Origin of the sequence: Herbidospora daliensis (assembly GCF_001570585.1) — a bacterium.
In the GTDB taxonomy this organism is placed as follows: domain Bacteria; phylum Actinomycetota; class Actinomycetes; order Streptosporangiales; family Streptosporangiaceae; genus Herbidospora; species Herbidospora daliensis.
The window spans coordinates 1459521-1482080 of record NZ_BBXF01000002.1 but is presented as its reverse complement, the minus strand read 5'-3'; the positions used below and the strand labels follow the sequence as shown (position 1 = coordinate 1482080).

Genomic DNA, 22560 nt, shown 5'->3' with positions numbered 1-22560 from the left:
GGCCAAATCGTGCCCATTCTGGGAAGCCGGGGTGGCGACGGAATGTGCACTATATGCAACTGCGTGTAGTAGTTTGGCTGTCCCGTATGGTTTCGATCTTGATGGGGTTCCAGATACGGTTGGTGCTCGTCGTTGTCGCATCCGAGGCGATCGGGAAACTGGAAGAATGATGGGGAACGCGAAGAAGAGGCCAGCACGTCGAAAACCGTGGTCGTCTGAAGCAGTCCTCGATAAGCCTGGCGCCCTCGTGGACGATGGGTTATTCCGCAATTCGGTGATCAGCCCACTTCGCTACCCCGGGGCTAAACGTCAACTTGTTCCAGTCATCGAACTGTTGATCAACGCAAATATTCCGCCGCCGCGTCTGCTTCTCGAGCCATTCTGTGGAGGGGCAACCACCACGTTACGACTTCTAGGAAGTGGCGTGGTTGAGCACGGAATCCTTGCCGACGTCGACCCCTTGATCGCGGCGTTCTGGAGAACAGCGGCCTTCGATTCACGATGGCTTATCGATGCGATGCATGAGGAATCGATTACCGTCGCGCGATGGGACTGGTGGCGTGCTGCGAATCCGCGAGGTAGGCGTGAGAGGGCCTTGAAGTGCCTATTTCTTAACCGGACTACCTTTTCTGGCATCCTCCATGGCCGGGCGGGACCGATCGGCGGACGCACCCAGAAATCCGAATACAAGATCGATTGCCGTTTCGGATTGAAAGGGCTCACCCGCCGAATCGAAGGCGTAGCGGACCTGGCGTCAACTGGGCGCCTGCTCGATGTCTGGCAGGCTGACTGGCGGAAGGCGCTACAAGACCTGCGGTCCAAGTTCGGGATTCTTGAGCCTGGCGAGGTCGTCGTATACCTGGATCCGCCGTACGTTGAGAAGGCCCCATGGTTGTATGAGTGGTCCTTCGAGAGCACCGAGCACGCGGAGCTGGCCGCAGCACTCACCAGCGAGGCATGGTACGGCTGGCTGCTGTCCTATGACGACAACTCAACTATCCGACATCTCTACAGCGGACGACCGGGGGAAGCTGTGTTGCATATCCCTCACCGGTATACCGCCGCCGGTTCTGTAACCCGGAAGGTTCGGGACGAGCTTCTTGTCACGAACCTTCCCACGATCCCGCCATCGGACCGGTACCGACTCCTCGGCCCACCCGAGGAATCGGACCAATCGTATTAAATGGATCAAATCGGAACGATTTAAGCTCGGGTTTGATGCTGCGCCTAATTTCGTCGTACCTCCTTGGTACAAAGAGGGTCATACCCTCGCGGTGATGGTCACCGCCGCCTTCCAAGGCAGGGCATGGCGACTGCAAAGGAGCAGCACGTGAGCGAACTGTCTGGCATCGCCGGGGCGGCGAACGTGGGTGGCAACCCACTGACCGTGCTCCTCGGTGGGGCAAAAAGGCTCGGCGGTATCTATCACCTCGACTATGACCGAGCGATCGTCATCACGGACGACTTCGTTAAGCGGGAAGCCGGCGGAGTGCCGCGCAACGGCTTCCTGCTGGCGGCCGCTACCGTCCCCACCCAGGAGACGAAGGCTCCCCTCGACGAGGATGAAGTCATCCTGCTGCGCGTGCGGGGGACCGCCAGCCTCCCGAACGAGAGCGAGTTGGTCGCCACGCGACTCGCAGCCATGCGTGATGCGGATATCCGCGAGCAGCGACCTGAGAAGATCGTCGACAACCTGACGTCGAACCAGATTCAGATGTCCGCCTTCGAGTGCGATGTCCTCGGCACCTTCTACGGTGAGACAGTCGCCCGCAAGCCCTTCATCCAGTGGGGTGCCGACATCGACAACGTCTACTCCGGCGCTCGCTACTTCGTCTACCTTCCCTCCGCGGACATCCTTTCCTTTATCGCCTCCTACCCTGAAAGGACCGAGGAAGAGATCCAGGAGAACAAGCAACCAGACCTCATCGACCTTGGTGTGGTCCGCTTCGCTTCAACCCGCCGTCGAGCAGCGGACGCAAAAATGGACAAGGCGCCTGTCAATGTCCGTGTCACGGACTTCATTTCGCGAAAGACGGCCGTACTCGGCATGACACGCGTCGGTAAATCCAATACCAATAAAACGATCTGCACTGCCGTCTTCGAGCACGCTGCACGTACCAACACGCGGATCGGTCAGCTGATCTTTGATCCTCAGGGCGAGTACGCCAACGTCAACGAGCAAGACAAGACGGGACTCCGTCTCCTCGGCCTCGGCTCCGACCTAGTGCACATCTACAAGATGAAGCCGAACCCTCACGACGACCAGGAGTTCCCCCTGGCAGTCAATTTCTACGATACCGATGAACTTTCCATGATCTGGGGCCTGATCCAGGACTCGCTCTCGGATGTGAGTGCGGCTTACGCGAATGCCTTCAAGGCAGCTAAAATTCTGGACCCGGACCGCACCGACTATCCTGCCGGATCGGCTGGAGATAGCGAGTATTTCGGTGCCCGTGACGATGCACAGCGAGGTCAACTGGCCTTTTACGCCATGCTCGCAAAGGCTGGATTTAACGGCCCCCAGCGAGGTTTCAGCATCTTGTTTAAGATGAATAAGATACTTCGAGAGGCATTAGAGGCCGACAGGCCAGGGCAGATTCGGTTGGTGAAACCCACACAAGGGCTGTGCGTAGTTGATTCACCCTTCGCTGCCCACCAGGTGCTTAGGTGGCTATCAGAGCGCATCGGGGAAGTGGTGGCAGGCCAAATCCCCCCTCAATATCAGCGACTCGATCTAGGCAGTTGGCAGAACTGCGATGCATTCATGGCTATTCTCGCTGCCTACGACGCTAATGTTGGCACCGTCGTCCTCAACCGGGTTAAAACGCTTGTCGACTTTCATGATCCTTCCAGTAAGGGGGATCTGGCGGACCGCGTATGGGACGACCTGGTCGCTGGACGCCTCGTCATCGTCGACCTGTCCATCGGCTCGGATCATGTGACGAAGATGCTTTCAGAGCGACTTGTCTTCCGGCTTATCGACAAGGCCAACAAGCGGTTCCGTGAAAATCAGCCGAACGTCCCAATTCAAATCGTCGTAGAGGAAGCGCACAATCTCTTCGATCGCGACAAAGCTCGAAAGTCGACCGTTCAGGATGATCCATGGGTCAGGCTGGCCAAGGAAGCGGCGAAGTACGGCATGGGCCTCGTGTACGCCACACAAGAGGTCACCAGCGTCGACAAGCGTATTCTTTCGAACACCTCGAACTGGATCGTGGCACACCTGAACTCTGACAACGAAACTAAAGAGTTGTCCCACTACTACGACTTCGCGGTCTTCGCCGACGGGCTGCGCAAGATCGAGGACCGGGGCTACGCGCGGATGAAAACCTTCTCTGGCAAGTACATCGTTCCGGTACAGATCGCCAAGTTTGACCATGGGATGATAAACCGGGCACGCGATGCCGCAGGTCTCCCCGCCGTCGACCCGCAGTAGTGAGGTAAATCCGAATGCCTTACCCAGAGGAACGAGCCTCGCGGATCGGCCACGTGCCGACTGCGCTAAGCCCGGCGATCGTCGAAGCGATGAAGCGATGGGAGACACCATCGCTGGAAGTCGGTGATGAGGCACCCGCCCACATCACGAAGCGACTTACCCCACTCGATGACCTCCCTAGAGATCAGCGCCCCGACCCGTCATTCACGATCGCGTTCGACGGTTCCAACCAGGAGGTGGAGGCGCGTGCTGGATATCCCTCCGTCAGGGTCGGCTTCATGCAAATCGCAGGCGTCTATGTGGATATCGTGCGGTTTCTCCATGCAAATCAGACTGGTTTGGTAGATGCTCGGGAGCTGGAGAAGGCGCAGATTACCCAGACGGTTAATAGCGTCCTGCCTGGATCCAACGTCTACCTCAAGGGGACGACCGGCGTAGATACATGGCGGATGGAGTTCGCCCGCGCGTTCGCCGAGGCTGGCATCTCCGACTTCGGCCCGAAGTTCACGCTTGCCGACGCGCTGATGACGATCCATGGCCGGCCTGGAAGGGCCGCCACTGAACTCACACTCAGCAAGTGTCCGAACTGCGACTCGGTTGGGATGCCCTCACAAACGGTTACAATTAAAGGCGGCACTTGCAGCGAACCGCTGTGCGGAGCTTCCTTGCATGCGACCGACGTACTTCGCATTTACGAGGAATACACTAAAGATGGGGAGAATATCCGCACTCTGAACCTCTCAATGAATATCGCGGAGAGACTTCTCCTCGTCTCATACATCGACGGATTCTATCGGCACAGCCCTTACCGGCTGTCGCAGGGCCTTTTCATAACGGACGGCCCCCTGGCCGTGTATGGCGCGACCGCCCCCATGAAGTCCGGGTTCCTGAGGTACTGGGAGCAACTCTGCGCTGACCTCGAAGCCCGTGATCTCGCACCACCTCTACTCGTCGGCATTGAAAAGCGCGGGAATTTCGCCGACCATGCGCATGCGATTCACAGCCATATTCCCAATGGCCATGTGATGATGCTCGACACCCCCTACATAAATGAGTACATCAACAACGAACGTCCCGACCATTTCTATGGAAAAGACGAGTTCTACGGGCGAAGATTCTTCTACAAGACCACCACCGGAGAGATGCTTGTGGTTACGGTACCGCGGGTGCCCGGGGGCCGGCCGTACGAGAAGCCGCAACCATTGTTCAACGGTTCGTTCAAGCGATTGGCGGCCGAAGACTACGCGTCCTACCCCACGCTCCGAGTTACCCTGGAGACGCTAGATCTTCTGCAGACCAGACTGTATCCCAACGCGGTCATCCCCGTCGCGTTGGCCCATTCTGCCTCATCCCTTCCATTGGGTACGGGAAGGAGCGTCTTGACACTGCTCGCTCAGCAAAGCCTTGGGATGCCCCAAGACAGCATTAGCCTGAGCCGCTTCAAGCCGCAGCGGTACGGCCAGCGGTGAGCGGAGTGTCCGGGAGTAATAGGAACAGCAGCGGAGACAAGCAGTGATTGTCCAGCCAAAACTCGAAGTGCCTGCAAAGATTGCGGAAGGTATAACGAGCGGGAAGTTTATCCTAATCGGAGGAGTGGTTCGTAATGCCCTTAGTGGGAGAATTGTTACGCTTTTGAAGGAAGCACCCAACGCTGAGAACAACCAGGAGGTATTAGGGAGTGCTTCAGCGGTACTGAAAGCCCGAGGCGTCGTCGTGGCCACTGTTCTGGGCACCTTAACCGTGGGCGCAACTGCGCTTGTCGTTCTGAAGAAGCGGAAACAGGCTGGCAAGTCTGAAGTGGCGGAGTGTGTTGCTAGCCTCAACGCCTCTCTGTGCAGATACCTGGATGCAGGTCGCAAAGGGAGCCTGGACCCAAGCATTATCAGTCGGCTTATTTCCGATTTGGATGCTGTGATAGCGTACTCTAACGACACTAGCGTCGCCGTTAACTTTCCTGCCGATCTGTGGGAATTGCTATTTCATCTGGTTATTGATCACACGCAGAAGCTTTTCGGAGCATATTCCAATGAACTGGACGAGCTTCCGTGGAAGGCCGCGGCTTCAGGGAACGTCATTGTTGTCCTGCGTCGCCATCTTGACGTCCAGCGGCAAATCCTTGTGAAGGCAGCATAATCGGCTACTCAGGGGTCGATTCGTCTGGCCGTGTTGCGTATTCCCGTGAACAGCATTGTTGTGCCCTGACGGACTTGAGCTGCCGATATCCTCGTTAGTTGAGCGGGGCGCCGCGAACGAAGGCCGCGCCTTTGCCTGCGCCGTGGGTCGCCGGGAACAGCTCGTCCAAGCGGCCCTCTGCCGCCTGCCCCCCGGGCGTGCGGCGTGGGCGCCGGTCCCGTACGACAGCGGCCCGGACCGTCCACCGACCCGCGTATCCGCCGTTGCCGAACGATCTCACCGATCCTCTGCGGCGCACCGCCGCCGTGCCGGATTCACCCTCACGATCGCCTGATGATGGTTGGCCGCCGTTGATGGTGGGGGGCGATCGACGATCCGTGGCTTCGTTCCCTCAGCCCCGGCTCATCGGGCGTCGTGTGATCTCCACGTTCTGGTCACTCGGGAACGCAGAAACGAGCCCGGTCGGGACCTGTACCTCTGTTCGGGTCGTCAGATGTGGGTCTGGTGGCCAGCCAGGCGGAGCCGTTTGACGAGCAGATCTCTGACACGCTGGAATTTAGATACTCGACCATTGGACCGAGGTCAACGACGAAGGTCGAATCAGGTTGGAAGCCATCGGCAAAGTAGCTGGCGTGGCCTCTGAAACTCTCGTGAAATCCATGCACGCTCTGGACAACGAGCTGATCGAGAGCCCTGCTGGGCGAGGTGTGATCGCGGTCAGAGCCGCGCTACGCGTGATTGGCATGCCCTACTCCTGGGGTGGCGGCGGGCCCAGCGAGCCGAGCTTCGGCACTGGCTGGGGCGCCGGGACCAAGGGTTTCGACTGCAGCGGCCTCACCGAGTAAGCGTGGAGCAAGGCGGGAGTCAGCATCGGATCTTCCACCGGCCCCCAGTGACACTCAGGCAAGCACGTCGACCGCTCGCAGCTCCAATCAGGCGACCTGGTCTTCTTTGCTTACGACCCCCGAATCCCGACACGATCCACCATATGGGCCTCTACATCGGCAAGGGGAAGATGGTCCACGCTCCGCACACCGGCAGTCACGTACAGATCGCACCGATGTCCTGCAGCGACTACGCCGGAGCCGTGCGGCCTTCGCGCCGGAATGATTTGTACCCCTATTGACGGGTTACGTATATCTACCACGGGCTCTTCTATGCCTTTTTCTTGGGACGCTTGCTAAGCTGCGTGGAAAGTTGCTTGCGGATTTCCTGGGGAAGTTGCTCGCGGATCCGCTTCAGGGCCTTTACCTCTATTTGCCGGATGCGCTCACGGGTCACGCCATAGTAGCGGCCGATCTGCTCAAGGGTCTGGGGTTCGTCAACGTTGAGACCCAGGCGCCTGCGGAGGATGTCTGCTTCTTTCTCCGAGAGAGAGGCTAGCCACTCCTCGACGGCCTGCTCCGAGAGCATCTCCTGCAGCCTTTCCTCCGGCCCCGGCGTGGTGTCGGGAAGGGACAGGAGATCGCCCAGGTGGACCCCATCCCCAACGATTCGGTCCAGGGAGTCGGTGACCTTACTAAGGGTGCGCACCTCCTCCACCACTCGGACCTCCAGACCGGTGGCCAGCGCCACATCAACCGCGGTGGCGGACCTGCCGGCCCGGCGCAATGCTGACTCCGCGGCCGCAACCATGCGCATCTTCTCGTGCATGTGAACGGGGATGCGGATGGCCGCGCCCTCGTCGGCGATCGCCCGGGTGACTGACTGCCTGATCCACCAGGTGGCGTAGGTGGAGAACTTGTGGCCCTTGCGTGGGTCGAACTTCCGGGCGGCGCGGATGAGGCCAAGGATTCCGTGCTGGGCGAGGTCTTCTTCCTCGAGCCCCTTCCCCAGGTAGCTCAGGATGACGCTGTACACCAGCCGCATGTTGTGCAGGACGAAGGTGTTGCGGGCGACCCTGCGAATGTCATCGGTGGGCGATGCGGAGAGTTCCTCGTCGGTCGGTTCGACCCCCGCACGGTCGACGCCGCCGCGCAGCAGGATGCTCAGGCCCCTCTCCTCGGTCGCGCTGAGCAGGTGCTTGCCGGGGTGGGCGCGGAACCGGTCGTCGCTGATGAGGCGCCGGGCCGCGGCGACGGCACTCGTGAAGTCGTCCGTCGTGCCGGTGAACTCAGGGGCGGACTCGGGCTCACGTCCGGGAGTGGGGGATGATTCTGCCCATGTGGAAACCGGTTCGTCATGCAGAACGACGATGCCGGCCGTCCTCGCGCGCTCGGGGAGTGACGCGATCTCTTCGGCATCCAGCCCGGCCAGTCTGCCGAAACAGCTCAGTTGCTCTCGCGTGACATGGCCAGTGGGGATGTGCCGGCGGACCAGCGCGAGCGCACGATCCAACCGCTCGGACGGCGTGACTGTCACAAGAGGCCTGGTGATGACGACCCTAAGGCCCATATCGGCCAGCGCCGCCACGACGCGCTCCCGCGCTTCCGGGGCCAGCCTCATCTGCTCGGCGGCATCCTCGAAGACTCCGGCGGGCACGGCGCCGTTCACGGCGCTGCTTCTGAGCTGCCTCAGGACGCGTGCCACGACTCGGTGGAGGCCCGGCTCGTCCGGGCGTGCCAAGGGCGTGTCAACGGTCATACTAAAAAACGTTCCCATAAGCCACCGACAATAAAGACAACCAAGTTTTCGCGCCAAGCGTCTGTGTCCTTGAGCGTTGTTAGCATCGCGGGTGTCCGGATGGAGCGGGAGGGGCGGATGTTGCCACGCGAGGAGCTAATGGGGTACCTCCGTCAGCAATTGGTCGGGCCGGCCGGGGAAGCCACAGAGCTAATCGAGGAACCACCCAACCGGCGTTACCTCATGGGCACGCTTTACCCACAGGACACTGACCGGCAGCAGAGCTTGACCAAAGGTGCCGAGGTCACCGAGCCGGACAGCGCTCTTGAGGATCCGTCCGAGGAGACGCGCTTCGCGGGCGACACCGTCCCGGACGCCAACGCCTGGCTGCCATCTTCGATGGGGATCTCCTTCTACACCGGCGCTGAAGAGCTGAAGCTGATCTGCCGAGGCGCCCGCTACGAGACGCGGCGGGGCAAGGTCAGGAAGTGGCAGCGCGTCCCGCTGGAGGACTTCGAGGAGCCTTTTAAGGCCGGAGAGGTCGAGAGGGACATCTGGGACAACCGTGCGCAGATACGCCTGCGGTGGCGTTCGTTCGCGGGCAACCGGCTGGTGACCGTCGCGCTGGTCAACACCAAGAAGGCCATGGGGGACCACGGGTCCCAATGGGACGACATGCTCTTTCAGGTCTCACTGGAGGTCAGGCCGGTCGACGGTGAGTTGCTGCAGTACCCGAGCGTCCGGCTGACCAGCCGCGACCTGGAAGAGCAGGAGCTGCGCCTGCAGTACCGGCATGTAGTGACTCGCGCCGTCGGCCACAGCTGCGCGGTGGACGAGGTCGCCGAGGACGGCCGGGTAGGCGGGCTCCGCACCCAGATGATGCCGGAGGCCGAGGTGCCGGCCATCAGGCCGACCGGGCCGTCCAGGCTACCCGTGCTGAAGCTCGCACACCTGTGTGATCCGAACGTGGCGGAGCCCTTGCTGCACACGGAAATCATGGACTTCATCGGCGGCTATCGGAATTGGTGCCAGGAGCAGCGCACGGTCGACGTACCTCAGGGAGCGCGGGAAGCGGCGGAACGCATCATTGACAGGCTGGACACCGCTGTTCGCAGGATGGAACTCGGGGCCGACGCGCTGTTCGCCGACTCCTCCGGCCATGCACTTCGTGCCTTCCGGTTGGCCAACCGGGTGATGGCGCTCCAGATGCGGCACTCGGCGCGGGACCTCGGGGGACGGCGCCGTCCGCGTTCCGAGGCCGTCACGCTAGATCCGGATCCCTCGCCCGACGCGGCATGGCACCCGTTCCAGCTCGGGTTCTTCCTGCTGTCGGTCTGCGGGCTGATCGACGAGTCCCACCCTGACCGCGAGGTGGTGGACCTGCTCTGGTTCCCCACAGGCGGCGGTAAGACGGAGGCGTACCTCTTTCTGGCCGCCTTCGAGATGATCCTGCGCAGGCTGCGGCATGGAGACGACGGCGGCGGAACCGCCGTGCTCAGCCGATACACGCTGAGCCTGCTGACGACGCAGCAGTTCCAGCGTGCCGCGACCACCGTCTGCGCCTTGGAGTACCTCCGCCTAAAGGAGGACCCGGTGATTCCGGGCGGCCCGTTCAGCATCGGGCTGTGGGTCGGCGGCGGCACCACCCCCAACAAGTACGCCGAAGCGCACGAGATGTTCCGGCAGCAGCGCGAGGCCGCCAGGCCGAAAGACGTGTTCATCCTCGACCGCTGCCCCTGGTGCGGCACGCAGATCATGCCCACCGCCAAGTCCCCCGACATCGGTGACTACGGAGTGCGGACGACCGAGACGTCCTTCCGCTTCCTGTGCCCCAGGAAGGAATGCCGCTTTCATGAACGGCTGCCGGTGGCGGTGGTCGACGAGCACCTCTATGCGGACCCGCCGACATTCGTCCTCGGGACCGTGGACAAGTTCGCCCGGCTGGCCTGGGAGCCCGACGCGGGACGGCTGTTCGGCGGTGATTACCTGCCCCCCTCCTTGGTAATCCAGGACGAGCTGCACCTGCTCACCGGCCCGCTCGGAACCACCGTGGGTCTGTACGAGGCAGCCGTGCTCGAACTGTGCTCGTGGAATGGAGCCTGCGGGCCGAAGGTCGTCGCGTCCACCGCCACTATCCGGCGCGCGAGCGAGCAGATCCGCGCGCTGTACGGTCGCAGCGTTCAGCTGTTCCCCTCGGCGGGCCTGGACGCCCGCTACTCCTACTTTGCCGAACCGGATGACACCGTCCCTGGGAGGAAGTACGTCGGCGTCATGGCACAGGGCCACACCGCGGGCCGCGCAACGGCGGTGACGGCGGCCGCTATGTTGCACGCGCCCATGGAGCTGCCCGAGGAGCACCGCGACGACTACTGGACGCTCGTCGCCTACCACCACAGCATGCGAGAGCTTGGCCGGACCCGTACTGCCGCCGGTGACGAGATCCCCGCGCACCTGCGCGGCCTCGGCTCGCCCGGACGCCGTCGTGAACTGACAGAACGGCAGGTGGAGGAACTGTCCAGCAACCTCGACAGATCCGAGCAGCCCAAACTGCTGGACCGCCTCGAGCTGAGTTTTGAGGATCCTGACAGCGTCTCCATGGTCGTCTGCACCAACATGCTTTCGGTCGGAGTGGACGTGAAGCGGCTTGCGCTGATGCTGATGCTCGGCCAGCCGAAGGCGACAGCAGAGTACATCCAGGCGAGCAGCCGTGTCGGGCGGCACGGCGTCCCCGGGCTCGTGGTCACCTTCCTCAATGCGACCCGGTCACGTGACCGCTCGCACTACGAGACGTTCGGCACGTTCCACAAGGCGCTCTACCAGCATGTCGAGCCGACCAGCGTGACCCCGTGGTCGATCCCGTCCCGCCGCCGGGCGCTGCACGCCGCGCTGGTGATCCTTGTCCGGCACGGCCTCGGGCTGTCGGCGGACGATCAAGCCGGCGACGTTCTCCACCACGCCGGCGAACTGGCCGAGGCCACGTCCCGGCTGGTCCGCTGGGCGGCCAAGGCGGACCCGTCCGCCGCCGGCGAGGTGCGGGCCGACCTCGACGGACTCCGCCGGGCCTGGCTGGACGCGGCGGAGCATGCGAGGCAGGCGGGCAAACGCCTGTACTACAAACCCGCGGGAAAGGCGCAGGCGAGCCTGCTCAAGAACTTCGACCGGCCCGGCGGCATGTGGGAGACGCAGCATTCCATGCGTAGCGTCGACCGTGAATGCCAGGTCGTCGTGAAGGGGGCCGGGGAATGAGCAGCCGCAAGCTACGCGTCCGGCAGGCACAGACGGTCGTACCTTTCGGGGTGGGCGCGGTGTTCGACGTCCAGGGCGAATCATTCGTCGCAGCCGGCATCGCCGACTGGCCGTCGCCACGGAACCTGGAACGGATCCACGCGCCCCGGCTGGAGCGGAAGCTGAAGGTCACGGGCCTGTGGGCGCCATTGCAAGCACCGGTTGCGGACTACGACGTCCCCGACGCGTCGGGGCCGGCGTTTATCCGCTTCCCGGCCTGGCTCTTCTGCGGATCGTGCCGTCGGATGACGCACTGGCGGATCCAGGACGAGAAGTTCGGGCATCCGCCTTACTGCGCCTTCTGTAGTCCGCGGCACAAACTCACCCCGATGCGGTTCGTCCAGATCTGCGAGGCCGGGCACCTGGGGGACGTCGACTGGTGGTACTGGGCGCACTCCCAGCTCACGCCCGAGGAACGCGACAGATGCCCAGGGCCGACAGCGCTGAGCTTCGAGGCAGGAGAGAACGCCACCGGGCTTGAGGCGCTGACGGTGCGATGCCGGCACGAGGAGTGCGCGGCGGCCCAGAGAGACCTGCTCGACATCCTGGGCACGCAGAAGATGCGCTGCTGCGGGCGCAATCCCTGGGAACGGTTCAGCGAACGGAAGGACTGCGGGGAGCAAATCCAGATCGTGCAGCGGACGGCAGGCAACGTCTACTATCCCGTCGTCCATTCAGCACTCGACATTCCAGCCCCCGCAGCGCCCGTGGTGGCCGACGACGAGGCAACGCGGCGGATTCGGGAGCACCCATACTTCGGCATGCTGTGCCAGTCGCCCGACGCACCAGGAGCGGACGGCCTCATTGTGCTCATCGCGGAGGTGACCGAGGCCGACCCATCGCTCGTCAAACGGCTGGTGGAGGAGGAAACCGGGCAGGCCGCCAGCCCCGAGGCAGCGCCCACCGGGGAGGGGCCCGATCTCAGCAGGGGCGAGTGGGCCGCCTTCACCGCAACCAAACCCGCGCGCAGCGCCCATTTCGTCACCCGCGAGGTCAACCTGGGCTCGTCACGAGAGCTTCCGTGGACTGAGCTGCAGGCGAGGATTTCGCGGGTCGTCGTGGCCGAACGAATCCGTGAGGTCCGTGCGCTCCAGGGTTTCAGCCGGGTCTCCCCGGAGGGCCGGATAATTCCGGTGGACCCATCGGGACGCCGACGCTGGCTGCCTGCCATCGAGGTGTTCGGCGAAGGGATTTTCCTGACGCTGAGCGAGGAACTGCTCAGGCAGTGGGAGGCCCTTCCGCAAGTTCGCACCCGCACCGCGGGAATGCAGGCAGACCTGGCAAAGTCGTTCCAGCGGGACCGGATCGAAGCCTTCGCCGGTCCCCGGCTGCTGCCCCGGCTCCCTCTGCTGCACACACTGGGGCATCTTCTCGTCCGGCAACTGTCCTTCGAGGCCGGGTACAGCGCCGCGTCACTGCGCGAGCGGGTGTACGCGCGTTCTGTGGAGGGCGATGATCACCAGTACGGACTGCTCGTCTACACCGCCTCCGGCGATGCGGAGGGCACCCTGGGCGGTCTCGCGCGTCAGGGCGAACCCGACCTGCTTCCCGAGCTTCTGCTACGGCTCTTGGAACAGGCCGCCTGGTGCTCGGCCGACCCGCTGTGCTCGGAGCACGGCGGCCAAGGGTACGGCAATCTGAACCGGGCGGCGTGCCACGCCTGCGCGCTCATCCCCGAGACCAGTTGCGAGGTGGGCAACATCCTGCTCGACCGGGTGATGGTGGTCGGCGGCTCAGGGGTTCCGGGGTTCTTCGAGCCCGTTGTCCAGTCGGCTCGGGAAGAGGCGGCGCACCGGGTCGGTGCGTGGTGACCATCGGCTATCTCGACCTGCACCCTGAGCAGCGCCACGTGCTGGACCAACTCGCCAAGCCCGGCCATCACCTGGTCAGTGGACCACCCGGGTCCGGCAAGAGCCTGCTCGCGATCCACCACGCCGCCGCGCTGGAGATCGTCGGCCGTCCCGTGACGCTGATCGCGCATTCGAAGCTACTCGGACAGCATCTGACTGGCGGCGGTGCGCAACTCGGCGTGTCGTTGCCGATCATGACCTTTCACGGCTGGGTGCACGCCTGGTACTGGGAGGCCACCGGCTCGCCACTCGGCGGAGCAAGGATCGGCGCCTTCGACTGGACCCGCTTGATGTCTGCGGCCCTGCACGACACCGGACGACGAGGACATGTTCTCGTCGTCGACGAAGCGCAGGACCTCCCGCAGGAGTTCTTCGGCCTGTGCAGAGTTCTCCGAATGAACGTGGTGGCGTTCGCCGACGAGTGCCAGCGGATCACCAGTACCCAATCCACGCTTAATGAAATCGAGAAGGCTCTCGGCGGGTGCGGACGGCTGGAGATCAGCACCAATCTGAGGAATCCCCGCCCGGTCGCGGAACTCGCCCGCCACTTCTACCCGGGGCTGCACCAGCCGCCGCTGCCGCAGCTGGACGGGCCGGTTCCGGTGCTGCTGCGGCGCCCGGAAGCGCGTCGTCCATTCGCGCGCTGGCTCGCCCGCTATGCCGGGACCCATCGCACGCGCACAATCGGAGTGGTAGTCAAGCACAGCCGTGAGCAGCGCGAGTTGCTGGCGGAGATCGAGCGGGTGAGCCCCGGCCTGGGACCCCAGATCTATGTCAGTGCCGCGGAAGACGCGCGGTACCGGAAAATCGACCCAGATCGTCCGGGTCTCCGACTGGTGAATCGGGCGAGCGTCAAGGGCCTGGATTTCGACACTGTGATCGTCCCGGATGCGCATCTCGACACGGACGATCCATCCGGCGCCGATTTGAAGATGAAGTACTACGTGCTCGTCACGAGGACGCGCGGAGAACTCTACATCTGCTATTCCGGCCACCAGGAACCGCGGATGTTCCACGGCATACCGCAGCGGACCGTCGTCCGACAGATTCTGCCTGTCTAGCCCTCAGCAAGAACACGACCGGTTGGCACCTAAGTCAAGCAAAGCGACTCCAGAATCGCCGCCCGCGCCCGTCCTTGCGCCACAACATCCTCTACTGATGAGGTGTTGCAACGACCCCTTGAACCCGGGCAGTACTGCAGCCGCGAGTTCGAGGAGGCCTGCCGGCGCCTGCACGTCACCCGTTCCCGGGGCGCGGTCGGCACGAGCGCGGACAACGCCGCTGCCGAGTCCTTCAACGCCACACTCAAGCGCGAGACACTGCGGGGCTCTCCCCGATGGGCCTGCGCCCGTGACGCCCGCCTGGCGGTGTTCCGATGGATCACCCGCTATAACACCCGCCGCCGACACTCCGCGCTCGGCCAGATGTCACCGGTCAGCTACGAGAAGACCGCAGGTAGCATCGCTACCGCAGCCTGAGAACGGTGTCCACATTCAGGGGCGAACCCCCTTGGCCGCGAATCGGCGTGCCTTTCTCAAGCGACTTTCCAGGTTCGGTCGCCGAGCGTAGCCACGAGATCCAAATGGCCCCCAAGTGCAGCGATGTACTCTCGTACGACGTCAATGCCGGATACCTCGCCATGCTCGATCTTGGAGATACGAGCTTGACTTACTCCCAAGGTGTCGGCGAGTTCAGCCTGGGTGACACCGGCGGCCTGACGGATCTCGGCGAGCTGGAATCCGCGGACGTACGCTTCGCGGCGCTCACGCGCGACGGCTTCCCCCGCAGCACGTTCCGTCTCGTCTCGCGGGTCGAGCGCGGCCGCCTTGGCCTTGACATCCGACCACTTGCTGTACCGAGTGCTCATCGCTCCTCCTGCTCTTCTTGGTTGAGCGTGATCAGGTGCTGGGCAAATCGTTCATCAGCCAGTGGTATCGCTTCCCGATACCAGCGATTCCAACTGCCGGCTTTGTCGCCAGCTACCAGAAAGATCGCTTCCCTTGCCGGATCGAAGCAGAACAGCATCCGGATCTCGCTCGTCCCTGATGAGGGCGGACGCAGTTCCTTCATGTTGTGGTACTGGCTGCCCTGCACCCGGTCGACCAGAGGACGGCGCGCCGTCGGGCCTTCCTCTGCGAGCTGATCGATCGCGTCCTTGATCAGGTCTGCAGTCTCTGGATCGGTTGCGCATATGGTGAGATACCACGCCTCGACCTCCGGATGAAGGCTAACCTCCCAGCTCATGCCACGATTATAACCATCTAGTCATATTCTCCATGTCCGCATTCGATGCAGCCCGCCTCTCACTTGAGGTTGCGCTAGGAGAGCCTCGCGTCGAGCCGATTGGATGCGCAGGCTCACTGGTCAGACAGGAGGTGTGCCCGTTGCGTCTCCCATCCGAGGTTCCCCCGTGGCCCTGACCCGCTTCCCTTAGGGCGGATCGGCCGCAAGGTGATCAGGCGGGCAGAGGGTGCGCATCGCGCGAGAAGCACCAGATCGCTGGCTGATCGCCGTGCCATTAGCGTGCCATTAATCTCGGTAAGACAAGGGCACTCACGGCCGCTCATGACCGGCCCCAGCCACAGGTCACAGCCGTCACGAGGCATGTTTCCTACAATTCCCAAGCTGACAGCGCGGGTTCGATTCCCGTCACCCGCTCGCGACGAGCCCTGCTCGGTGGTTACCCACCTTCGGCGGGGCTCGCTTTGTGTTGTCTGGGGGGCGACCCTCAGACCCCCGATACGAGAGGGCTTGCGCCCCCTCGCGCTCCCCCTGGTCCGCTATCGCGTCCCCGTCGTCGCTTCGCTCCGGGTCGCTCTCGCTCCTGGCGAAGGGCTCCGCCCCTCGCGTTCCCTGGCAAGGCCTCGCTTCGCTCGGGATGCTGCTCGCTTCGCTCGCTCAAAACTTTCTTCCGTTACGGCTCCGCCTGGTCTGCCACTCGACCCGTTCCAGCCACCAGACCACTATGCCGACGTAGTGATATCTGCCGGATCCGGTCATACCTCATGGGTTATCTAGTCGCTTGCAGGGCTGAAGGCGTGATCCGGTCGGCCAGCATTGACGCGCGTCCTGGCGGTCGATCGGAAGATCGGGGCCGGACTTTGCTGGTCCTCCCGACGCATCTCAGTCGCTCCCCCACGATCAGCCTGGCAGTATCAAAGCAGAGGGGAGACATCATGAACTTCGACCGGATCAGCGTCGAGCCCGACAAACTCGAGGGCAAGCCCACAGTCCGGGGTCTGCGTATCAGTGTTGAGACCGTGGTGCGACTGGTCGCCGCGGGATGGGCGTTCGATGAGATCCTTGCCGAGTACCCTGACCTGGAACGCGAAGACATCAAACAAGCTCTTGAGTATGCGGCGGCGTCCACCAACGTCCACTTCTACCGCCTCCGCGAGCCAGCGTGAAGTTCCTGATCGACGAAACCTCTCACCTCGCGTGGCCGAACTGCTGACCAAGGCCGAGCACGATTCGGTTCACGTCCGTGATCTCGGAGCAACGAGTGCGCCAGACGTCACGGTCATGGCACTCGCGGTGGCCCAGGACCGCGTCATCATCTCAGCCGATACCGACTTCGGAGCGCTGTTGGCCCAGACCCGCGCGGCAAAGCCATCAGTCATTCTGGTGCGGGAACTACTGGAGCTTCGAGCACCAGACCTGGTCAACATCATCGTCGCCAATCTCGACGTTCTCGAACCGCATCTTCAGGCGGGTGCAGTCGCCGCGTTCACCACCTCCGGAATCCGCGTCCGAGCACTACCTCTGCGCTAAGTCAAGACCTCGTCCACTACCCAAATGGCTCGCACCCACTGACTCGTGACCAGTTGTCAGATAGTTGCCGACAGAGCGAAGGGGTAGACCAGCCGACCCGTCCTTGACCTCCAGCCGGATTGCCAGCGGAACCAGTGACCGTTCGTCCACATCACCGGTACGGCTCGGCCCACACCCACGCGTCGCTCCACTCGGCGAAGCTGGGGCACGGTCGGTCTGCCTGGAGGGCCCGAAGACCGGCGGGGAGCTACCGCCAAGTGCAGCCGGAGGTGCCATTCAGGCAGCCATCCACTCGCCGCCTCCCTGAAACCATGTCTCGACGGGGGCCACCCGCTGCGAATAAGTCCGACAGTTCACCAGGATCCAGCCGGTCCAAGAACGTCGTAACAACCGGTCTAACCACTGACCAGTAAACGAGACGCTGTCCGGACCAGTGGACCGTCACCGCCACACCGATCCTTGTTCCTCGACCTTTCCGATCTCGGCGTTCGGTCATGGTGAGAGACGCCGGCCGGACTCTGGCTGATGCCAGCACGGTCCGCCGTTTCGTGCGGGTCGGTCGGCCCTCGGCGTAGGCTCACGGGCGCACCGTCGAGCGATGGCGAAGCCGAGAGGAAACACCGTCCGTGCATGACTCCGACGACCCGTCCTGGGGGCCGTTTCCCGTCCGCCATGGGGCACTGCGCTGGCTGCTGCTTCTCCCCCTGACCCTGGTGTTTCTGCCGCTGTGGTGGGTGGTGTGGGTCGTCCTCGCGATCTGCTTCCACTGCGTAGCGCCGGTGGTCCAGCTGATCGTCGACATGGTGCCGCGTACCGAGAACCGCGCGATACGAATACTGGACGCCACGTTAGGCCGGATACCGTTCGTCCCGCTCTGGTGCGTGACCCCGGTGGCTCTGGTGCGGGAGGGCGACACGGCGTACTACCAAGCGCGCGTGGACCGGCGCATCGAGAAGCAGACCCGGCGCGTGGAGACCTCCCACCACCGTCGCGAGTACCACCGCGATCTGGAGCTCGGCGCACACTACTTCCGGGGCGCCGGTGCCGGTTACGCCCTACGCGTCGCCTCGGAGCAGGGCTGGAACCTCCACCCGGTGCTGCGCTCACATCCGCGGCGTCGGCTCCAGCTGCGTCACAACGGCCGGCCACGGCCGGACCTCAGGGCAGGATGACCTGCCCGCCCTCGCCGATCGGCTCTTCGAGCCGGGTTAAGTCTTCCGCCGAGACGGTGACCGTCGGCGTGGCGATGACATCGTCCAGGCAGCCGGCCTCGGCTTCAGCTGCGGGCGCGGATCAGCATGACCAGCCCGGCGATGAACGACCCGAGCAGGACCGGCGACAGGACCGCGAGCCCACCCCACACGAAGAGGCCGATATAGCCGAGCGCGGACGAACCGTGCGTCGGGTCGGCATCAGCGGCTGCGAACAGCCCCAGGCCGAGGATGATACCGACCACCGTGATCGCGATCGGCGTCCACAGGAGCACGTAGGCCCACACACGGTAGGTCCGACTGTAGACCCGCCGGGCCGGCCGCACGTTCGGCCGTGGAGGATAGCCGGCGAGTTCGCTCATGCCGTATTTGTACCAGCCCGCGTGGACCCCGTATCGCAGGGTCGGCCGTGGCGTATAGGGGTAAAGCGTGTGGCGATCGAGGCAGACGCAGCCACTTCGGCGCGGAGATCGCCGACATCCTCCCGCCAGCAGAACGGACGCCCTTGACGCCGCGATCGTGGCCATTGGGGACTACGCCGTCGAAGCCGACGCCGAGGAGAAGAACCGGCTCCGTATTCCGCTCAACTACCACCTCGCCACGAGAGTTCAGCGAGTACGGATGTACGGGTCCGCCGCTGTCGATCTGGCGTGGGTTGCCGCCGGGAAGACGGACGCATGCATCATGCTCTCCAACAAGCCATGGGACACCGCCGCCGCTCGCGAAGCTGGAGCGGCAGTTGTAGAAATCGACGGCAGCCCTCACACGATGGCTTCAAGCGCGACCATCGCCGCAGCGCCCAAGCTCGTGGCTGACCTCATGGGCCTGATCGACCAGGCGCGACGGAGCTAAGCGGCCAACTTGCCGAACAGCACCCCGCGGCGCGCCGCCGCAATCGGTCCTCTGCCGCCCGGGCATGCGGTGTGGGCGCCGGTCCCGGACAGCAGAGGCTCGGGCCATCCACCTACGCGCATTTCCGATTGCGGAACGGACCCGCCATAAGTCGGCACGCCACCGCCTCCCCTGAACCTGCTGGCAGCACAACCCATGCGGGCCGAAGACACGGACCGAGTACGACAGTGCACAGCGAACTCTCGTGCACGCACGTGCGCTCACCGGGACCGTCAAGAGCACGGAGCGCCACCTCCTCCGGCGGATGCCGGACGTGGTGGCCTGAGTGTCTTTCTGTCGGACTGCGTTGCTATAGATGGCACTGTCACCCCCCGACGATCAAGGGATGTAGCAATGGCGCTGGTCACCTTTCGCGACGAGACCGCGACGGGTCGGGCATTGGAGGAACGTCCCCTGCCCGATATGCCCGAGCGGATCTCGGCCCGCGTGAGCCAGGAGGTGGTCTGCCACAACACCGCCCCATCCCACCACTGCCGTAACCTGGTCAAGCCCGCCAACACCGGGGCCGGCCTGAACAGCTACCGGATGCGCACCGCCCCCAGGCTCGGCTGGGAGAAGCAGACCGACGCCGCCTTCACTCGCTACGGATTCCTGCCGGTGGGCGACCGGCAGATCGAGGACGTGAACACCGAGGTCGACCTGGCCTTCGAGCCGGTCGTGTCCTTCATCAAGCTCGTCCCCCTGGTCGGAGGCTGACGTGGGTGTCATCGACGAGCTCCCCGCCGCGCACCGCGGTTGGCTGGACGGCCTGGACCAGACCGTTCTCGACGTCTTCGCGCAGCTGGATGCGGTTTACGCGTACGACTATGTGTGGCCGCAGCCGGCGCTGGTTGACACTCCCATGGGGAAACTGGCCCAGGAGTGGGGCGACACCGAGTGGCGGGCCATGGGCATCTGGGCGCAATTGCGCATGCATATCCTTTGGCAGAGCCGTAACGGGCCCGGATACTGCTGGATCCTGACGACCGTTCCACCGGCGGTCGCGCGCCGCAAACTCGGCTGGACTCCGGCGGAGATCAAGTTGCTGTGGCAGACAGCCGCGACCTCACTGGGCAATGGGCAGCAGCGCGAGGAGATGTTCAAGGTTCCCGTCGCCGCCCTCAAACGGCTGCCCGCTGCCGAGCGTGAGCCGTACCTGGAGGACCTGCGCCGGGCACACGCCAAGCTGAACGGAAACAAGTGGACCGCGAAATGGTCCGCCAAACGCTTCCTCGACAACGCGCTGATCGAGTATTCGGCCGCCGACTCCACCACCGCGGCGAAGAGCCTTCTCACCACCCATGACGAGTTCGCCGTGCTGCTACGCGAGGAGTACGCCGATCGCCTCGGCGCCGCGGACGTACTTCCCCTACTACGGCACTGGACCAACGCCACCTCCGCCAAGCCCACCGCCGCCTGGCTCAACCGGACCGCGGCCCTGCTGACGCCGGAGGCCACGGCTCTGATCAAGGACGTGCTCAGCCGTGTACCGGCCTACCGTGAGAGCGTCATCCGGCGCCGGCACGACGATTACGAGTGGACCGAGGTCGTCTACCTGCACGAGCGCACCGCCGTACCGCTGCGAGGCATGGTGTGGACCTGCGAGCTGATCGACGAGCCATGGGTGACGGCGTTGCTGGGCGATGTCGCCGTGGCCGCCGGCACCGGGATCGGCGGGTCGGGGGCCAACTCCCGCAGCGAACTGCTGGCCAACGCCGCGGTCGGGGTGCTGGCCCGGCGCGGCGGCCTGGAGGTGGTCGGCCAACTGGCACGGGTGCAGGCCAAGGTTCGCAAGAAGACGATCCTGGCCGGGGTGACCAGAACCCTGGACGCGGTTGCCGCACAGATCGGCCTGTCCGCTGAGCAACTGCTGGAACGCACCGTCCCCACGTTCGGCCTGGGGCCCGACGGCACCCGCACCGAGCACGGCCTGCGGCTGAGCATCGACGGGGCCGTGGACTTCGTCGGCCCTCTCGGCGCGATACGCAAGACGATCCCCAAGGCCGTCCGCGAGGAGCACAAGGAACTGCTGGCTGAGCTCAGGGCCACCGCCAAGGAACTGAAGAAGGCGCTACCCGCCGAACGCTTCCGCATCGAGCGGGCGCTGGCCACCGAACGCGAGTGGCGCTGGCACGAGGTGTGCGCGTTCTACCTCGACCATCCGGTCACCGGTCACTACGGCAGATCCCTGATCTGGGAAATCCTCGAAGGACCATCGGGGCTTCCTGTCCAGGTCGACGGCGTCTGGGAGCTGACCGATCCGGCGGGACACCGGATCCAACCCGAGCCGGACACGACAATTCGCCTCTGGCACCCCATCTCCCACACGGTGGACGAGGTCCGCACCTGGCGCGACCACCTGATCGAGACAGGCCTGCGCCAGCCGTTCAAACAGGCCTTCCGCGAGGTCTACCTACTCACCCCGGCCGAGGAGCGGACGTCTGACCACTCGCGCCGCTTCACCGGTCATCTGCTCCGCTACGGCCAAGCCAAAGCCCTGCTGACCGAGCGCGGCTGGACCGGGATGTCCCTGGGCCACTGGGGCTGGGAGTACGGCTCCGACCAGGCCGACGCCGCCAAGGAACTGCCCGGTGGGCTCACCGCGCATTGGGGGTTCCACCTGGACGAGGAGTCCGCCGAGCGGGACAACGTCGGCCCCGTCTCCATCTGCGTCAGCGGGGATCTTCGTTTCACCGACGACCGTGGATCCGTGGTCCCGCTGGCCCAGGTCGATCGCCTGCCCCTGTCGGAGGCGCTACGCGACGCCGACCTGGCCGTCGGTGTGACCTCCACCGGCCTCAACCCTGAGGGACAAGGCGACTACTGGCAGTCCTACGGCTTCGGCGATCTGACCGAGACCGCCCGCACCCGGCGCGACGCGCTGGCCCGTCTCCTGCCCCGGTTGAAGATCGCCGATCAGTCGGAGCTGACCGACCGGTTCCTGCGTGTGCGCGGAGACCTGCGGACCTACAAGATCCACTTGGGGTCGGGCAACATCCTGATGGAACCCAACGACGCCTACCTGTGCATCGTCCCCAGCGGCACCGGCGACCGGGTCTTCCTGCCCTTCGAGGAGGAGGGCGGCATGCTGTCGGTCATCCTGTCCAAGGCGTTCCTGCTCGCCGACGACACCGCCATCACCGACCCGTCCATCACCCGCCAGCTCACTGGATGAGACACGGCCGACGGTGGCAGGCCTGGACGAGATTCGCATCGGCGGGCATGACCTGAGCCGGGGCCACGCGGCGACCTCGCCCAGCGAAGGCCATCTGGCCTCCGGAGTTGGTCACGGTCTTTCACGTCCGGCCTGAGAACTCCGTTGACCAGGCGATCCGAGATGCGGTCCCCGTGATGGCTGCGCCTCTCAGGCTGACAGCGCGGGTTCGATAGGTCGTCCGATGGGTTCGCAGGCTTGGCTTTG

Annotated in this window: 18 protein-coding genes and 1 pseudogene; 15 read left to right on the top strand and 4 right to left on the bottom strand. The window is 64.1% G+C overall.

Annotation, left to right across the window (positions count from 1 at the left end; genetic code table 11):
* Positions 1–166: 166 nt before the first annotated feature.
* From AW274_RS40240 to AW274_RS42955, 5 genes are all read left to right on the top strand, one after another.
* On the top strand, positions 167–1183 hold the full coding sequence (locus tag AW274_RS40240; protein ID WP_369408630.1) for a DNA adenine methylase: 1017 nt from the start codon (positions 167–169) through the stop codon (positions 1181–1183).
* A 147-nt stretch (positions 1184–1330) separates the two neighbouring features.
* The gene (locus tag AW274_RS13315; protein WP_062431980.1) at positions 1331–3436 is read left to right on the top strand and encodes an ATP-binding protein; all 2106 of its coding nucleotides are present in this window, start codon (positions 1331–1333) and stop codon (positions 3434–3436) included.
* 14 nt (positions 3437–3450) lie between these two features.
* A complete protein-coding gene (locus AW274_RS13310) occupies positions 3451–4905 on the top strand; it encodes a hypothetical protein (RefSeq protein WP_157520126.1) in 1455 nt (484 codons plus the stop codon).
* A gap of 43 nt (positions 4906–4948) precedes the next feature.
* Complete coding sequence (locus AW274_RS40235; RefSeq protein WP_157520123.1) at positions 4949–5569, top strand: hypothetical protein; 621 nt, start codon at positions 4949–4951, stop codon at positions 5567–5569.
* A gap of 847 nt (positions 5570–6416) precedes the next feature.
* Positions 6417–6695 (top strand): NlpC/P60 family protein, encoded by a 279-nt coding sequence (locus AW274_RS42955; protein ID WP_369408629.1) that lies wholly within the window; start codon positions 6417–6419, stop codon positions 6693–6695.
* 29 nt (positions 6696–6724) lie between these two features.
* On the opposite strand, the gene AW274_RS13300 is transcribed toward AW274_RS42955, so the two are convergent.
* On the bottom strand, positions 6725–8062 hold the full coding sequence (locus AW274_RS13300; protein ID WP_198169164.1) for a sigma-70 family RNA polymerase sigma factor: 1338 nt from the start codon (positions 8060–8062) through the stop codon (positions 6725–6727).
* 312 nt (positions 8063–8374) lie between these two features.
* Here AW274_RS13300 and AW274_RS13295 point away from each other — a divergent pair, with 312 nt between their 5' ends.
* The 4 genes and pseudogenes from AW274_RS13295 to AW274_RS39135 all read left to right on the top strand — a co-directional run.
* A complete protein-coding gene (locus AW274_RS13295; protein WP_232320098.1) occupies positions 8375–11377 on the top strand; it encodes a helicase-related protein in 3003 nt (1000 codons plus the stop codon).
* Positions 11374–13227, top strand: a complete 1854-nt coding sequence (drmB, locus tag AW274_RS13290) for a DUF1998 domain-containing protein (protein WP_062431304.1) — start codon at positions 11374–11376, stop codon at positions 13225–13227. Before AW274_RS13295 ends, drmB begins: the two co-directional genes overlap by 4 nt.
* Positions 13221–14327: an AAA family ATPase gene (locus AW274_RS13285; RefSeq protein ID WP_062431303.1), complete on the top strand. Its 1107-nt coding sequence runs from the start codon at positions 13221–13223 to the stop codon at positions 14325–14327. The genes drmB and AW274_RS13285 overlap by 7 nt, the downstream gene beginning before the upstream one ends.
* A 129-nt stretch (positions 14328–14456) precedes the next feature.
* Positions 14457–14744 (top strand): annotated as a pseudogene (locus AW274_RS39135) (integrase core domain-containing protein); the annotation flags it as partial.
* A 56-nt stretch (positions 14745–14800) separates the two neighbouring features.
* Here the strand turns inward: AW274_RS39135 and AW274_RS13280 are convergent.
* On the bottom strand, positions 14801–15133 hold the full coding sequence (locus tag AW274_RS13280; RefSeq protein WP_062431302.1) for a helix-turn-helix domain-containing protein: 333 nt from the start codon (positions 15131–15133) through the stop codon (positions 14801–14803).
* Positions 15130–15510 carry a type II toxin-antitoxin system RelE/ParE family toxin gene (locus tag AW274_RS13275; RefSeq protein ID WP_062431301.1) on the bottom strand — a complete coding sequence of 127 codons (381 nt, stop codon included), beginning with the start codon at positions 15508–15510 and terminating at the stop codon, positions 15130–15132. The genes AW274_RS13280 and AW274_RS13275 overlap by 4 nt, the downstream gene beginning before the upstream one ends.
* A 932-nt stretch (positions 15511–16442) precedes the next feature.
* On the opposite strand from AW274_RS13275, the gene AW274_RS13270 reads away from it, so the two are divergent.
* The 3 genes from AW274_RS13270 (at position 16443) to AW274_RS13260 (ending at position 18209) form a co-directional block, all read left to right on the top strand.
* Positions 16443–16673: a DUF433 domain-containing protein gene (locus AW274_RS13270; protein WP_062431300.1), complete on the top strand. Its 231-nt coding sequence runs from the start codon at positions 16443–16445 to the stop codon at positions 16671–16673.
* The gene (locus tag AW274_RS13265; protein ID WP_369408628.1) at positions 16561–17037 is read left to right on the top strand and encodes a DUF5615 family PIN-like protein; all 477 of its coding nucleotides are present in this window, start codon (positions 16561–16563) and stop codon (positions 17035–17037) included. Before AW274_RS13270 ends, AW274_RS13265 begins: the two co-directional genes overlap by 113 nt.
* A gap of 626 nt (positions 17038–17663) precedes the next feature.
* A complete protein-coding gene (locus AW274_RS13260) occupies positions 17664–18209 on the top strand; it encodes a hypothetical protein (protein ID WP_062431298.1) in 546 nt (181 codons plus the stop codon).
* Positions 18210–18313: 104 nt separating this feature from the next.
* Here AW274_RS13260 and AW274_RS13255 read toward each other — a convergent pair whose 3' ends face one another.
* Positions 18314–18610 carry a hypothetical protein gene (locus AW274_RS13255; protein ID WP_062431297.1) on the bottom strand — a complete coding sequence of 99 codons (297 nt, stop codon included), beginning with the start codon at positions 18608–18610 and terminating at the stop codon, positions 18314–18316.
* A 67-nt stretch (positions 18611–18677) separates the two neighbouring features.
* On the opposite strand from AW274_RS13255, the gene AW274_RS13250 reads away from it, so the two are divergent.
* From AW274_RS13250 to AW274_RS13240, 3 genes are all read left to right on the top strand, one after another.
* Positions 18678–19100, top strand: a complete 423-nt coding sequence (locus AW274_RS13250) for an inositol monophosphatase family protein (RefSeq protein WP_083974097.1) — start codon at positions 18678–18680, stop codon at positions 19098–19100.
* Between the two features lie 393 nt (positions 19101–19493).
* The gene (locus AW274_RS13245) at positions 19494–19856 is read left to right on the top strand and encodes a hypothetical protein (protein ID WP_062431295.1); all 363 of its coding nucleotides are present in this window, start codon (positions 19494–19496) and stop codon (positions 19854–19856) included.
* Between the two features lies 1 nt (position 19857).
* Positions 19858–22314, top strand: a complete 2457-nt coding sequence (locus tag AW274_RS13240; RefSeq protein WP_062431294.1) for a DUF4132 domain-containing protein — start codon at positions 19858–19860, stop codon at positions 22312–22314.
* Positions 22315–22560: the final 246 nt, after the last annotated feature.

Bases quoted from the DNA above. Each gene is read 5' to 3' on its own strand.
- AW274_RS13295 (WP_232320098.1), top strand. From the start codon at position 8,375: ATGGGCACGCTTTACCCACAGGACACTGACCGGCAGCAGAGCTTGACC.
- AW274_RS40240 (WP_369408630.1), top strand. From the start codon at position 167: ATGATGGGGAACGCGAAGAAGAGGCCAGCACGTCGAAAACCGTGGTCG.
- AW274_RS13270 (WP_062431300.1), top strand. From the start codon at position 16,443: ATGAACTTCGACCGGATCAGCGTCGAGCCCGACAAACTCGAGGGCAAG.
- AW274_RS13265 (WP_369408628.1), top strand. From the start codon at position 16,561: ATGAGATCCTTGCCGAGTACCCTGACCTGGAACGCGAAGACATCAAAC.
- AW274_RS13255 (WP_062431297.1), bottom strand. From the start codon at position 18,610: ATGAGCGAACTCGCCGGCTATCCTCCACGGCCGAACGTGCGGCCGGCC.
- AW274_RS13245 (WP_062431295.1), top strand. From the start codon at position 19,494: ATGGCGCTGGTCACCTTTCGCGACGAGACCGCGACGGGTCGGGCATTG.
- AW274_RS13310 (WP_157520126.1), top strand. From the start codon at position 3,451: ATGCCTTACCCAGAGGAACGAGCCTCGCGGATCGGCCACGTGCCGACT.
- AW274_RS13275 (WP_062431301.1), bottom strand. From the start codon at position 15,510: ATGAGCTGGGAGGTTAGCCTTCATCCGGAGGTCGAGGCGTGGTATCTC.
- drmB (WP_062431304.1), top strand. From the start codon at position 11,374: ATGAGCAGCCGCAAGCTACGCGTCCGGCAGGCACAGACGGTCGTACCT.
- AW274_RS13280 (WP_062431302.1), bottom strand. From the start codon at position 15,133: ATGAGCACTCGGTACAGCAAGTGGTCGGATGTCAAGGCCAAGGCGGCC.